Source organism: Puia sp., from assembly GCF_036500295.1.
GTDB lineage: Bacteria > Bacteroidota > Bacteroidia > Chitinophagales > Chitinophagaceae > Puia.
Window position 1 is genome coordinate 1 of sequence record NZ_DASYCH010000121.1, and the last position, 13,066, is coordinate 13,066.

At 57.2% G+C, this 13,066-nt stretch carries 9 protein-coding genes; 1 reads left to right on the forward strand and 8 read right to left on the reverse strand.

Annotation, left to right across the window (positions count from 1 at the left end):
• The 7 genes from VGM48_RS22350 to VGM48_RS22380 all read right to left on the reverse strand — a co-directional run.
• A partial coding sequence (locus VGM48_RS22350) for a cytosine permease (protein WP_331582680.1) occupies positions 1-907 on the reverse strand: 907 nt, incomplete at its 3' end.
• 3 nt (positions 908-910) lie between these two features.
• Entirely contained in the window at positions 911-1,966 is a 1,056-nt protein-coding gene (locus VGM48_RS22355) for an acyltransferase (RefSeq protein WP_331582681.1), read from the reverse strand.
• Positions 1,967-1,981: 15 nt separating this feature from the next.
• On the reverse strand, positions 1,982-3,337 hold the full coding sequence (locus VGM48_RS22360) for an aminotransferase class III-fold pyridoxal phosphate-dependent enzyme (protein WP_331582682.1): 1,356 nt from the start codon (positions 3,335-3,337) through the stop codon (positions 1,982-1,984).
• Positions 3,338-3,349: 12 nt separating this feature from the next.
• Entirely contained in the window at positions 3,350-4,831 is a 1,482-nt protein-coding gene (locus tag VGM48_RS22365; RefSeq protein WP_331582683.1) for a CoA-acylating methylmalonate-semialdehyde dehydrogenase, read from the reverse strand.
• A 29-nt stretch (positions 4,832-4,860) separates the two neighbouring features.
• Positions 4,861-5,853 carry a YncE family protein gene (locus tag VGM48_RS22370; RefSeq protein ID WP_331582684.1) on the reverse strand — a complete coding sequence of 331 codons (993 nt, stop codon included), beginning with the start codon at positions 5,851-5,853 and terminating at the stop codon, positions 4,861-4,863.
• Positions 5,854-5,930: 77 nt separating this feature from the next.
• On the reverse strand, positions 5,931-7,790 hold the full coding sequence (locus VGM48_RS22375) for an ABC transporter ATP-binding protein (RefSeq protein ID WP_331582685.1): 1,860 nt from the start codon (positions 7,788-7,790) through the stop codon (positions 5,931-5,933).
• On the reverse strand, positions 7,765-9,564 hold the full coding sequence (locus VGM48_RS22380; protein WP_331582686.1) for an ABC transporter ATP-binding protein: 1,800 nt from the start codon (positions 9,562-9,564) through the stop codon (positions 7,765-7,767). Before VGM48_RS22380 ends, VGM48_RS22375 begins: the two co-directional genes overlap by 26 nt.
• A gap of 113 nt (positions 9,565-9,677) precedes the next feature.
• Here VGM48_RS22380 and VGM48_RS22385 point away from each other — a divergent pair, with 113 nt between their 5' ends.
• Positions 9,678-11,651 carry a glutaminase domain-containing protein gene (locus VGM48_RS22385; protein ID WP_331582688.1) on the forward strand — a complete coding sequence of 658 codons (1,974 nt, stop codon included), beginning with the start codon at positions 9,678-9,680 and terminating at the stop codon, positions 11,649-11,651.
• A gap of 3 nt (positions 11,652-11,654) precedes the next feature.
• Here VGM48_RS22385 and VGM48_RS22390 read toward each other — a convergent pair whose 3' ends face one another.
• Positions 11,655-13,049: an undecaprenyl-phosphate glucose phosphotransferase gene (locus VGM48_RS22390; protein ID WP_331582690.1), complete on the reverse strand. Its 1,395-nt coding sequence runs from the start codon at positions 13,047-13,049 to the stop codon at positions 11,655-11,657.
• Positions 13,050-13,066 lie beyond the last annotated feature (17 nt).

Consider the following 13,066-nt stretch of genomic DNA (forward strand, 5'->3'; position numbering starts at 1 on the left):
CGAAACGGCCGGCGAGGACCACGGGGTCCCAGATGGTCGTTCCATAGATGATGGTCGTCGCGGAAGTGACCACGACACCGATAAAGGCGAAGAGCGTCATGGAAGTCGGCAGGCCGAGCGCCTGGCCTTTTATCTGCGCACGCTGGCTGACGGCATAACGGGTGAAGTCGGGAATATTGAGACTCAGGGTCGCCCAGAAGCCGACCATCCCCGTGAGACCGGGGACAAAGAAGGCCCAGAAGGCAGCGGAGTTTTGGAATTTCGATGGTTGCGTGAGGATGGGGCCGAGTCCGCCGCGAACATGCGCGATGGCCCAGAAGAGGAGGGCCAGCGCCGCCAAGGGCAGGAAAACAGCTTTGAACACGAGCAGCTTCCGGATGCTTTCCACGCCAAGCCAGACGACGTACATGTTGAGCGCCCAGAAAAGAAGGAAACAAAGGGCCGGTCCCGTTGCCAGTCCCAACACCCGCGGCAGCGCAGGCAGATGATCGAGGGCGGGGATCCAAAGATGCAGCATCTGATAGAGGGCAAAGCCGCCGATCCAGGTCTGGATGCCAAACCAGCCGCAGGCGACGATGGCCCGCAGCATCGCGGGAATATTAGCGCCCTTGGTCCCGAAGGAGGCCCGGGCGAAAACAGGAAAGGGAATGCCATATTTTGCACCGGCGCGGCCGTTGAGGATCATCGGGACCAGGACGATGCTGTTACCGAGAAAGATGGTGGCGATGGCCTGCCACCAGTTCATCCCGCCGCCGATCAGGCTGCTGGCCAGCATATAGGTCGGGATGCAAAGGCTCATGCTGATCCACAACGCCGCATAGTTCCAGGTATTCCAGGTCCGCTGACGCTGCTCCACCGGAGCAAGGTCTTCGCTATAGAGGGAGGTGGATGAGCGTTCGGGGTGCATAGTTTAACGTGCCGCGAGGTTGGGATTACCCGCAGGCTGTTTGCGTTTTTTATAAAAATTGCGAATAAGCGTTATCGCCGGCTGCTCGATATACACCATCACCAGCCACGCCGCTACAAATACGATGGCCATGGTGACCGGGACATAGACGATGGCGCTGTCGATGACCTTCTTGATATTGTAGATGATCGTCTCACCGATTGTTTCATGAATAACATATACGCTGTACGAAGTGCACCCGAGAAATTGCAGGACCCGGTTCGGGCCGATGACCAGGATGCCTTTCACCAACAGGAAAAAGACGAGGAAAAAGACGGCGACGACGACGATCGGGATCACCGAACCGGTCGTATTGTATAGGATAACAGATTCGACGCCATAACTGGCAACGAGTAACCCGATCCGATACGGTGTAAAACCCCTCTTCCACGCGTTATAATAAACGACGCCCGCGACGAACATCGGGGCAAAAGGCAGAATAAAGACCTGCTGGAGAATATTCCCAAACGGTATGGACACCACCTGGTGAAGAAGCGAAAGCGCAAGCCAGGCAACCGAAAGCACCTCGATCGTCCTCAGCTTCTTAAAGCAGAACAACACCCACATCAAAAAGTAAAAAGTGAGTTCGACCGCCAGGGTCCAGAAGGCAGCATTGATATCCTTTATCTTCAGCCAGTGCTGCAGCATGGTAAAGTTGACCAGCACCTCGGTTAACGTATAGTGGCCATAGTCGAATGGCGCCGGCACAAGAGAGCAAAACGCGATAGTGAGCAGGATGGCCGCCCAGTAAGTGGGATAAAGCCTGGAGAATCGCGACACCAGGAAATCCATGGAGGTCTTTGTCCGCTCGAGCGTCATGAAGATGACGAAGCCGCTGATCATAAAAAACAGTTGCACCCCCAGATTGCCATAGCGGAAATAGAACCTGCCGGGTTCAAAGTGGCGCAAGCCGTTATCATAGCCGTACGTGTAGTGAAAAAGAATAACCGAGACGGCCGCGAGGCCTCTTAAATAATCCAATTCAAGGAACCGTTCTTTTCCTGTTCTGTTTGTCGTCATGTGTCGGGATTAAAATCAATTTGTTGTATGCTGGTCGGCGATCGTCAGCGCCTCGCTGATCATCGCCAGGCCTTCGTCCACCTGTTCACGGGTGATGCAGAGGGGCGGAGCGATAAAGAGATAGTTCCAGCGGACGAAGGTGTACATCCCCAGCTGTCTCAGTCGCGTGGCCACCTGGTTCATCACCGTCATCTCCTCCGGTTTGGCGTTGAAGGGAGCCATCGGCTCCTTGGTCTTTCGGTTCTTTACAAGCTCGAGACATCCGAGCAGCCCGGTGTTGCGCCAGTCGCCGATAGAGGGATGTTTTTCGCTCAGGAGCGCTACCTGCTTGTCGAGATACCGGCCCATGGCGGCGGCATTTTCAATGAGGTTCTCGTCCTCATAGATCTTCAGCACTTCCACCGCGGCAGCGCAGGCCACGGGATGATCCGCATAGGTAAGCCCCAGCCAGAGGACGCGGTCGTTGAAGTGATTGGCGATGGTGTCGGTAACGATAAGCGCGCCGAGGGGCAGATAGCCCGAGGTGATCCCCTTGGCGGTGGCGATCATGTCCGGAACAACCCCATGCAGTTCGCTGGCAAACCATTTGCCGGTCCGGCCGAAGCCGCTCATCACCTCGTCCGCGATCAGCAGGATGCCATACTTGTCACACAGCGCCCGCACCTTCTGCAGGTAGTCCGGCGGATATTTTATACACCCCGACGTACCGCTCTCACCTTCCATAAGGATGGCGGCGATGCTCTCCGGGCCTTCGAATTCGATGATCCGCTCGATATGGGACACACATTCCCGGTGACAGCTGCTGATCTCCTGGCTCCAGGGGCAGCGGTAGCAGTATGGGTCTTCCACATGAATAAAATTCGGCGCCTGCTGTGCATCGGCCGGCAGCTTACGCGGATCACCGCCGGCTGTCATCGCGCCATACGAACTGCCATGAAAGGCCCGGTAACGGGCGATGATCTTAGGTCGGCCGGTGTAGAGCCGGGCGAGTTTTATCGCGTTCTCGATGGCGGTGGCACCGCAGACCGTGAACAGCGTCTTGGTGAGATTGCCGGGAGTGATCTCGGCGAGTTTCTTTCCCAGCTGGCCACGGACCTTCGTCACAGAGGAAGGCGTAACATAGCTGACCTCCTGCATCTGCCGGACGACGGCTTCGGTGACCCGGGGGTTGCCGTGACCGATGTTGACGTTGATCAGCCCGGAGGAGAAATCAAGATAACGTTTTCCCTCATAGTCGTAAAGGTAGACGCCTTCGGCGCGTTGTACGGCGATAGGCGCGATCCCCTTTTGTTTGCTCCAGGAGAAAAGAGTGTAGTCGAGACTATCCTGCAGGATCTCCTGTGTTTCGGATAAAGTGCTTGGTTGCGGCATATAGCGTGTCTTTTAGCTCATCCAGTTTACCCCGGCCTCGGGGTTCCACTTCACAGTGCTCTTCTTAAGGCGTGTCCAGAATTCGATCGAACTCTTGCCCGTGATATCCCCGACACCAAACTTGCTTTCGTTCCAGCCGCCGAAAGAGAAGGGCTCGCGCGGAACCGGGACACCTACGTTCACGCCGACCATACCCGCGCTGGCCCGGTCGATCACATAGCGGGCGAAGGCGCCGTTCTGGGTGAAGACCGAGGCGGCATTCCCGTAAGGGCTGGCATTCTCGATCGACAGGGCTTCGTCGAGGGTGTCGACACGCATGATGCTGATCACCGGGCCGAAGACCTCTTCGGTGGCGATGGCCATCCCCGGGCGGACATGGTCGATCACAGTCGGCCCGACATAGGTCCCGCCTTCCTTACCGGGAACGGTGCAGCCCCGGCCGTCCACCAGGATCTTCGCCCCCTGTTGCTCGGCTTCGGTGATATAGCGTTCGATCCGTTGTTTGGCCGTTTTGTCGATCACCGCCCCCAGGTTCTGACCCGGGACGATGCGGCGCGCTTCCACGCAGATCTTGTCTATGATGGCGTCGACAGGCCCCACGGCGACCATCGCCGATGCAGCCATACAGCGCTGGCCGGCGCAGCCGCTCATCGAGGCGGCGACATTCTGCGCGGTCATCTCTGGCTGGGCATCGGGCAGCACCAGCAGGTGGTTCTTGGCGCCCCCCAGGGCCACACAACGTTTCAGATTGTGAGTGGCACGCTGGTAGACCAGCTTCGCGACCTTTGTCGAGCCAACAAAAGAGACAGCGTCGATCCCGGGATGGTCGCAGATGCCTTCCACGATGCTGCTGTCGCCGTTGATGATATTAAAGACCCCGTCGGGCAGCCCGGCTTCCTTCAACAGGAGCGCGATCCGGGCGACACTGAGGGGAACTTTCTCGGATGGTTTGATGATCATACAATTGCCCAGTGCCAGGGCATTGGGGATGGTCCAGTTGGGTACCATGGCGGGGAAGTTGAAAGGGACGATGGAGGCCACAACGCCCAGCGGAACATGCTCCGTCCGGCATTCCACGCCCTTGCTGACTTCCAATACCTCGCCGCCGATCAGTTGGGGAAGCGAAGTGGCGAATTCGGTGAGCTCGATACATTTCTCCACCTCGGCGAGGGCCTCGCCGCGGGTCTTGCCGTTCTCCTCGCTGACGAGGGCGGCCAGTTCATCGAGATGCTGCTCCAGCAGATACTTATACCGGAAGAAGACCTGGACCCGTTCTTTGATCGGCGTCTTGCTCCAGCGGGGGAAGGCATTTTTCGCGGCGGTGACGGCCGCATCCAGCTCCGCGGCGGTGGCGCAGGGCATCTCGGCCAGCAGGCTTCCGTCCAGCGGGGAGTGAACTGAAAGGCTTCGTCCCGAGTTGCTCGTGACGAAGCCTCCGTTGATATAATTGTTGAGTCGGCCGTATTTGCTTTCGGTGGTGACGGTGCTAGCCATTGTATTACTGTTAAGTAATACAATTTAGCCTATTTTGGGCTGACCACCAAGACTCCGAAGGTTCCGGGAATCACCTTTGGACGTTCACCCGCAGCAGCAGGTTCGGTGTCGGCAAAGGGCAGATAGACTGCGTGGGTACGGCTGTCGACAGCAATGGTGCGGGCGCTGCGTCTGGTGGGAACATTTTCCAACGTCCGGAACGAAGCCGCATCCAGCTCCCGGATGATACTAAGCGTTCCCTCCCCGCAGGAGGCGAAGACAAGACCTTCCCGCTCGTCAAAACCGACACCATCGCAGCCATTGCCGATAGGCAGCTTCGTGACGACGGTCCCCGTCGTCGCGTCCATGACGACCAGCTGTTTGTCGCAGCCCGCAAAAAGGCGTTTTGTTTTGGTGTCGATAGCCAGCCCCGTCGGACTTTCGCCGCCGAGCGGCCAGTCGGCGATCGTTTTATTGCTACGAATATCCACCACCGTTATCTTGTTCTTGTCCTCGATATTGACATAGATCTTCCCCATGTTATCCGAAACGGCCGTCTCGGGTTTCCCATCGAGAGGGATCGTCGCGACGACGGCGCCCTTGGCCGCATCGATGACCGTGAGATCGTGGCTTCGGCCATTACAGGTGATAATCGTCTTGGAATATGGGTCATACATAATGGCATCGGGATTCTGCCCGGTGGCGATCTGCCCGAGGACCGCAAAGGTCTTTAGATCGAAGACGGTGACGTTGTTGAGGCGGCCGTTGCTGGTATAACCCTTCCGCGCGGATTCGTCGAAGGCGATGCCATGGACGCCGGTGGTATTGGGGATCACGCCGGCCGAGTCACCGGTCTTCGCATCGAGGATGTTCACCTGGGTGCCGTGGGAGACATAGAGTTTGCCGTGGGGGCCGACGGCGATATAATCCCAGCCGCCGGGGCTGCCGATCTTGAAGGTTTTGGCCACGGCATAGCCTTTTTCCTGGGCGCCGGCAAAGGCGGCGCATAGACAGAGCAGCAGAGTGATGGTGATAGGACGCATATTTTTTTCCCTAAGCTAGGGGCCGATTCTGGGCAAATGTTGTAGCGCCCGATACCCGCGGGGATCTTCGGCGCGCCCTAGCTCACCCTCTTCCCCTCCAGCAGCATATCCACCGCCTGATCCAGGCTGCCCGCGCGGGTGATCTCGCCGGCATTGACAAAGAAGATCTCGTCGGCATTCTCGATGGTATTCAACCGGTGGGCGATGATGACCCGGGTCGTAGTCTCAGGCAGCCGCCGCAGGATCTCCTCCAGCATCTTCTCCGTGACCGTATCGATATTGGCGGTGGCCTCATCGAGGATCAGCAGATCGGGATTGCGGAGGACAGCGCGGATAAAGGCGATAAGCTGTTTCTGACCCAGGCTGATGCTTTCACCGGCCGACACCACCTTCGTCTCCAGGCCCTCGTCAAACCGGGTGAGCAGGGTCTCCAGACCCGACCGGTGGAGCACCTCGGTCATCTGGTCATTGGTATAGTCTTTATATTCTTCGTTACCGTATAAGATATTATCGCGGACGGTGCCCGTAAACAGAAAAGGTTCCTGCAGGATAAAGCCGATCTTCTTCGCACGTTCGCCCGGCGTGTAGGTGCGGATATCGCGGCCATCGAGAAAGATCGATCCTTCGGTGGGATCGTAGAGCCGGGCGATGAGCGAGGCCGTGGTGGTCTTGCCGCCGCCCGTGGGTCCGACGAGGGCATAGGTCTTTCCCTTCTCCATCCGAAAGCTGTTATGATGGAGGACATCCTTGCCACTGGTATAGCGGAACGAGACATTCCTGAATTCCAGCAGGGCGGGCGCGCCGTTTGCCGCCGGTGATGCCAGCGCCGCTCCCCCGTTCGCCGCGGAAGCCGCCGGCGAAAGCACCGGCAGGTCCGACTCCAGCGAAAGGATATGCGAGATGCGGTCCCACCCGGCAATAGCCGTCTGGAAATTGGCCCACAACGCCGCTATCTGCCGGATCGGATCATAGAAGCTGTTGGTGTACATAAAGTAGCTGATCAGGAAACCCACCGCCAGATGACCGGTGCTGATCAGGTAGACGCCATAGAGCAACACGACCATCTGACCGGTGCTGGCCAGCAGGCCGTACACAGGGGTAAAGACGCTGTTGGCGATACCCGCCTTTATCGACGACGAATAGTTATGGGTGTTGACGGCATCGAAGCGCTGACGGAAGTAGTCCCGGCGGTTGAAGGCCAGAACGACCTTGAAATTGCCGAGGCTTTCCTGGATCTCCGCACTCATGGAGCCGGTGGCCTTGAGGCTGATGGCGTTCTTCCGCTTCACCCAGGGCGAGACGAGTTTAGTGTAGATCCACATCACGGCGGCAGGCGCAAGCGTAGCCAGGCCAAGCCGGGGATTGAGCCATACCAGCGCGACACCCGCACCGGAGATGATAAAGATACTCGAGACAAACTGCATCAGGGACTGGGAGAAAAACTGGTTGAGCTTGTCGGTATCGTTATTGATCCGGGAGATCAGGTCGCCGGCCTTATTACTGGCAAAGAAAGCGACCGGCAGCTCCTGTAGTTTGTTGAATATCGCATTGCGCAGGGTATAAAGCAGATGCTGGCCAAAGCCGCCCATAAGGATGGTCCGCATATACACCGCAGCGAGGTTGAGCAGGTAGATGACCAGCAGGATGCCGCACACCGTCAGGACAAGTCCGAAGCCGCTGCCCTGCAGGATATGCCAGCCGAAGAGATCCATCGAAGTGGTAGCCTCCTTGCTCAGCAGCACCTTGTTGATGGTAAACCCGATCAACACGGGTGGCAGCATGCTCAGGATCGCATAGATCAGCATGATGAACAGGGCCAGGATCAGTTTCCCCCGCTGTTCGGGCAACAACGCGATGAGTTTACGCAGTGCCGGCCAGGTCTTGCTCTTCGGTTGTCCTTCGGTTAAGCTGTTAAGATTGTAATTCTGGCTGCTCATAGTGGCTGGTGCTTCTTTGTGATTGATAGATTTGGACGTATTCCGGGCAGGTCTGCATCAGGTGGGGATGCGTGCCGGAAGCGATCATTTCGCCTTCCATCAGCAGGATAATCTGCTCGTAGTCCTCGATGGAAGCGATCTTCTGGGTGACGGAAAGTAAGGTGATGCCCGGATAGTTCTGCCGGACATTCGCCAGGATCTTTTGCTCCGTCTGGGTGTCGACCCGCGCGGTGAAATCATCCAGCAGCAGGATCCGGGGATCGATCGCCAGCGCACGGGCCAGCATGATCCGTTGCTTCTGGCCGCCGGAGAGGGTAGTGCCCCGCTCGGACACGACGGTATTGATCTTTTCAGGTAGAGAATCGACAAAGTCTTGCAACTCCGCGGTGGCAATCGCCTTTTCAAGCGAGGCATCGGTGACGGTATCGCCGAGGCCAAAAGATATGTTCTCGCGGATGCTCATGTTGAAGATGATGCTGTCCTGGAAAACAAAGCCTACCTGCCGGTGAAAGTCCTCTTTTTTATAATTGGCGAGCGGCTGGCCGTCGAATTCGACCGACCCGCTGTTGGGTTGGTTAAGCCCCGTCAGCAGATAGAGCAGCTGCGTCTTCCCCGCCGCGGTGGGGCCGATGACGGCCGTCTTGGAGCCGCCGGGGATCGTAAAGGAGATATCCTTGAGCGCCTGTTTCTCGCCAAAGGCGACCTCCACATTCTTCAGCTGGATATCCCCATCGAGGTCCTTTACCAGGGTGCCGCTCTCCACCGGGTCGGGCGTGTTGAGGACGCCGCTGATCCGCGCATAGGAGGCCTGGGCCTGGGCGATCACATTGCTCATAAACCCGATGACGAGGATAGGGAAGATGAGCATGTTCAGGTAGTTGTTAAAGGCCGAGAATTCTCCGAGGGTCATCTTTCCGCCGATGACATAGTGGCCGCCAAGGGCCAGGATGGTCAGGGTGGCGATATTGGCCGTGAAGATGATCACGGGGATCAGCGACGCAAAGAGTTTTAAGATCCGCAACCCCAGTCCCAGGGCCTTGGCGTTGGCTTCGAGAAATTTCGCATACTCAAGCTGTTGGGAGTGGATGACCCGGATAAGGGCCGCGCCCAGGATGCTCTCGTTGATGACCTTGTTCAGCCAGTCGATAACCTCCCGGCTGGCCAGGAACAGGGCCCGCACTTTCTTGAGGATGATATAAAAGGTGAACCCGATGATGGGGATGATGGCGATGACACAGAGCGCCAGCTGCCAGCGGATGGTCAGCAACAGGATGCTCGCGCCGATGATGATGAACACCGACGAGACGATGGAGACGATGGCCTGCGAGACGAACATCTTTATCGAGTCGGCATCCGCCGTAAGGTTCGTCAGCAGTTGCGCGCTGCTGGTCTTCTGAAGAAAACTATAGTTCTGCCGCGAGATCCGGTTGGCCAGCTGGGTCCGCAGATCGCGCGCGACTTTTTCGGAGGCATAGGTCTGGATAAAACTCATACCATAGGTGAAGATGAAGACGCCCAGGGTCGCCGCGGTCAACTCCCAAACGACACCCGTCATGTCCCATCGGCGGCTGACAAACGCGTCGATGCCCTGGGCAATGATCTTGGGGATCATCAGGCTGATGGAGTTCATGATCAGGGAAAGGATGACCAGCAGCAGGATAAGCCGGCGGTAAGGCTTTAGCAGCGAGAACAGGCTTGGGCCTTTCGGCTTTCCTTTAGGCCCCGTTGGTTTCTCTTGTGTACCCGCCGGATTGGATGGCTTTTCTTTACTCATAACGGCCCCAAAAGTAGCTAAAATACCCTTGGTGTGAAGCCTATTCCCGGAAGCAATGGGAAAAGGGCGGTGGATGGGGGAGAAATGTCGGTGGAAGGATTATATTTGCGCCTATGAGGAAAACGCTATTGTGCCTTATGCTGCTGCAACAGGTAGCATTCGGACAATTACGACAAATGCCCGCTTACCCGCTGGTCACGCATTCCACTTATTTTAGTGTATGGTCGTTTTCGGACTCCCTTGCTACGGAGGAGACCCGGCACTGGACGGGAAAGCCCCAGCCGCTGCTGGGCGTCCTCACCGTTGACGGGCAGCGGTTTCGTTTCCTCGGCAAACCAACCATCGAAGACAGCAGCATGGCATCGACCATCCCGGCCCTCCAGCAATGGGTAAGCGTGAATGCCACCCAGACCAAATATCAGTTCGCCTGCGGCGGCGTCGATCTCTCGCTGACCTTTACCTCACCTTTATTGCTGAATGACCTGACCCTGCTGTCCCGGCCGATCACCTATCTGTCATTCCGCATGCGGAGCAACGACGGCGTCCAGCACCACGCCCAACTGTATCTCGGTGTCGCGGGTGTACTCGCAGCAAACACCCCCGACCAGGAACTGAAGATCGACCAGGGCGCCAGCGGAAAGCTGGTCTGGCTGCGGGCCGGAACAAAAGAGCAGCCGGTATTGGCAAAAAAAGGGGACGATCTGCGGATCGACTGGGGCTATTGCTATGTCGCCGCCCCTTCGGAGCCCGGGCTCATCCAGACGATCGGCTCCGGGTTTATGCATACAGGTTTCCCCACGATAAAAGTGGGCGAGGACCCCGTGGAAAAACTCGTGCTCCTGGGGTATGATGAACGCTATTCCGTCCGGTACTTTCACCGGAAGCTGATGCCCTGGTGGCGCAGTCATCCGGAACCTGCCGTGAAAAAGGCGACGCTGCAGGGATTGCTTCAGACGGCCTATACCGGTTACGACAAAGTGCTGTCGCGCTGCGACACGTTTAATAAGACGATGTATTCGACGGCCATGGCCGCCGGCGGACAGAACTACGCCGACCTCTGTGTCGCCGCCTACCGCCAGAGTATCGCCGCCCATGCGCTGGTACAAAGCCGCAACGGCGAACTGCTGTTCCTGTCCAAAGAGAATTTCAGCAACGGCTCCATCAATACCGTGGATGTCACCTATCCTTCCGCGCCGCTGTACCTGCTGTACAACCCGCGGCTGCTCGAAGGCATGCTCAACGGTATCTTTTATTACAGCGAGAGCCATCGATGGAAGAAGCCGTTTGCGGCGCATGATCTCGGCACATACCCCGTCGCCAACGGCCAGACCTATGGCGAGGACATGCCGGTGGAAGAATGCGGCAATATGATCCTGCTGACCGCCGCCATCACAAAAGCGGAGAATAAACCGGACTATGCCCGGCAGCACTGGACGACGCTCAGCACCTGGGCACACTACCTGGAAACACATGGCTTCGACCCCGTCAACCAGCTTTGCACGGATGATTTCGCGGGGCATCTTGCCCGCAACGCCAATCTCTCGGTGAAGGCGATCGTCGCCCTCGGCGCCTATGGCTGGATGGCCGGGCAGCTGGGGATGCAGGCGGAAGCCACCAAATACCGCAATATGGCCGCGGGGATGGCAAAGAAATGGATGACGCTCGCCGATGCGGGCGACCATTATGCGCTGACCTTCGACCGCAAAGACACCTGGAGTCAGAAATATAATCTCGTTTGGGATAAGCTGCTGGGGTTGCAATTGTTCCCCGCAGCCGTCTATGAGAAGGAAGTGGCCTGGTATCTCACCCATCAGCAACCCTTCGGGCTGCCGCTCGACAGCCGGAAGACCTATACCAAGTCGGACTGGGTATGCTGGACGGCCACCCTGGCTTCGAACCCGGAGGATTTCATGGCCCTGATCGATCCGCTCCATCGCTATCTGACGGAGACCCCCAGCCGCGTTCCGCTGAGCGACTGGCATGAGACCACGAATGGGAAAAAAGTGGGATTCCAGGCCCGCAGCGTGGTGGGCGGCTATTTTATCAAGCTGCTGGAACAGCAGTGGCAGACCCGCCCCGGCAAGTAACCGTCAAAAAGCATTCGGTTCCCCGCGGAGCAAATTATAGATCGTCATAAAGACGATCCGGACATCCAGCCACAGACTCCAGTTCTCCAGATACCAGATATCGTGCTCGATCCGCTTTTCCATCTGGCCGATGTCCCGGGTCTCCCCACGATAGCCGTTGACCTGCGCCCAGCCCGTGATCCCGGGTTTTACAAACTGCCGGATCATGAACTGGTCGACCCGCTCGGCATAATCGCTGGTATGCTTCAGCATATGCGGCCGGGGGCCGACGATGCTCATATCTCCTTTCAACACATTGAAAAACTGCGGAAACTCATCGAGACTGGTCCGGCGCAGAAACCGGCCGACACGCGTGATGCGTCCGTCATTGCGCGTGGCCTGGTTCATATCCGAGTGGGAGTTGTTCACCATGCTGCGGAATTTCAGACAGGGGAAGGACTGGTTGTTCTTTCCCGAGCGATCCTGGACAAAGAAGACGGGCCCGCGGGACTCCAGCAGGATCGCCAGCCCGATCAGCGGCACCATCCACGTCAGCACAAAAATACAGACCAGCAGGCTGATGATCACGTCGAAGATGCGGCGGCGGATCTGGTTGCCGAGGTCTTCCAACGGTTCACGCCGCAGGGAAATGATCGGCATGTCTTCGAGGTAATCGATATACACCTGTTTCTTCAGCATGAACGACCCGAGATCGGGGACCAGGCGAAACCGGATACAACTGCGCTCGGCGCCCCGGATAAGCTCGTACAGCGAATCGTTTTGCTCCGGGGCGATCGTCGAATAGATCTCCGTCACGCCATATCGCTTGCACTCCTCCAGCACCCCGCTGATATTGGCCAGGATCGGATAGTTTGTCACTTCCCTTACATTCTCCTGGTCCTCACAAAACCCGATGACCCGGGAGTTCATACTCTGGTTCTCCAGGTAATGAACCAGCTTCTTGGCCACGGGATTATAGCCGATGACGACTATTTTCCGCGCCAGGTAAGCGCTGTTGCGAAAGTACTGGCAGATGAGCAGGAAGATAAAACGGTTGGCAAACAATAGACATCCGATGCCTACGAGTTGCGTCGCGATAAAGGTCCTGGAAATGACGGTTTGATGAAAAAAGTACAGATAGATGATGACCAGACCGGTGAAATAAAGGAACGCAGTTTTCGACCTTCTTGAAAAGGTCTCGAAGTTGACGATTGTCTTGCTGGTATACACCTGGCCGATCCAGGTCGTCAGGATCCAGCACAGATTCATAAAATAGAGAAAATAGGCGTATTCCATCGGCGCGGACACCCCAAGTCTCTGGCGGAAGAAACTCCGGGACAGAAAAAAGATGAGGTTGATCACGGCCAGATCCAACACAACCAGCGTGATCTGCAGGTGTTTGAGAAATCGGTTGTTCATGGTAAGAAGTTTTACCG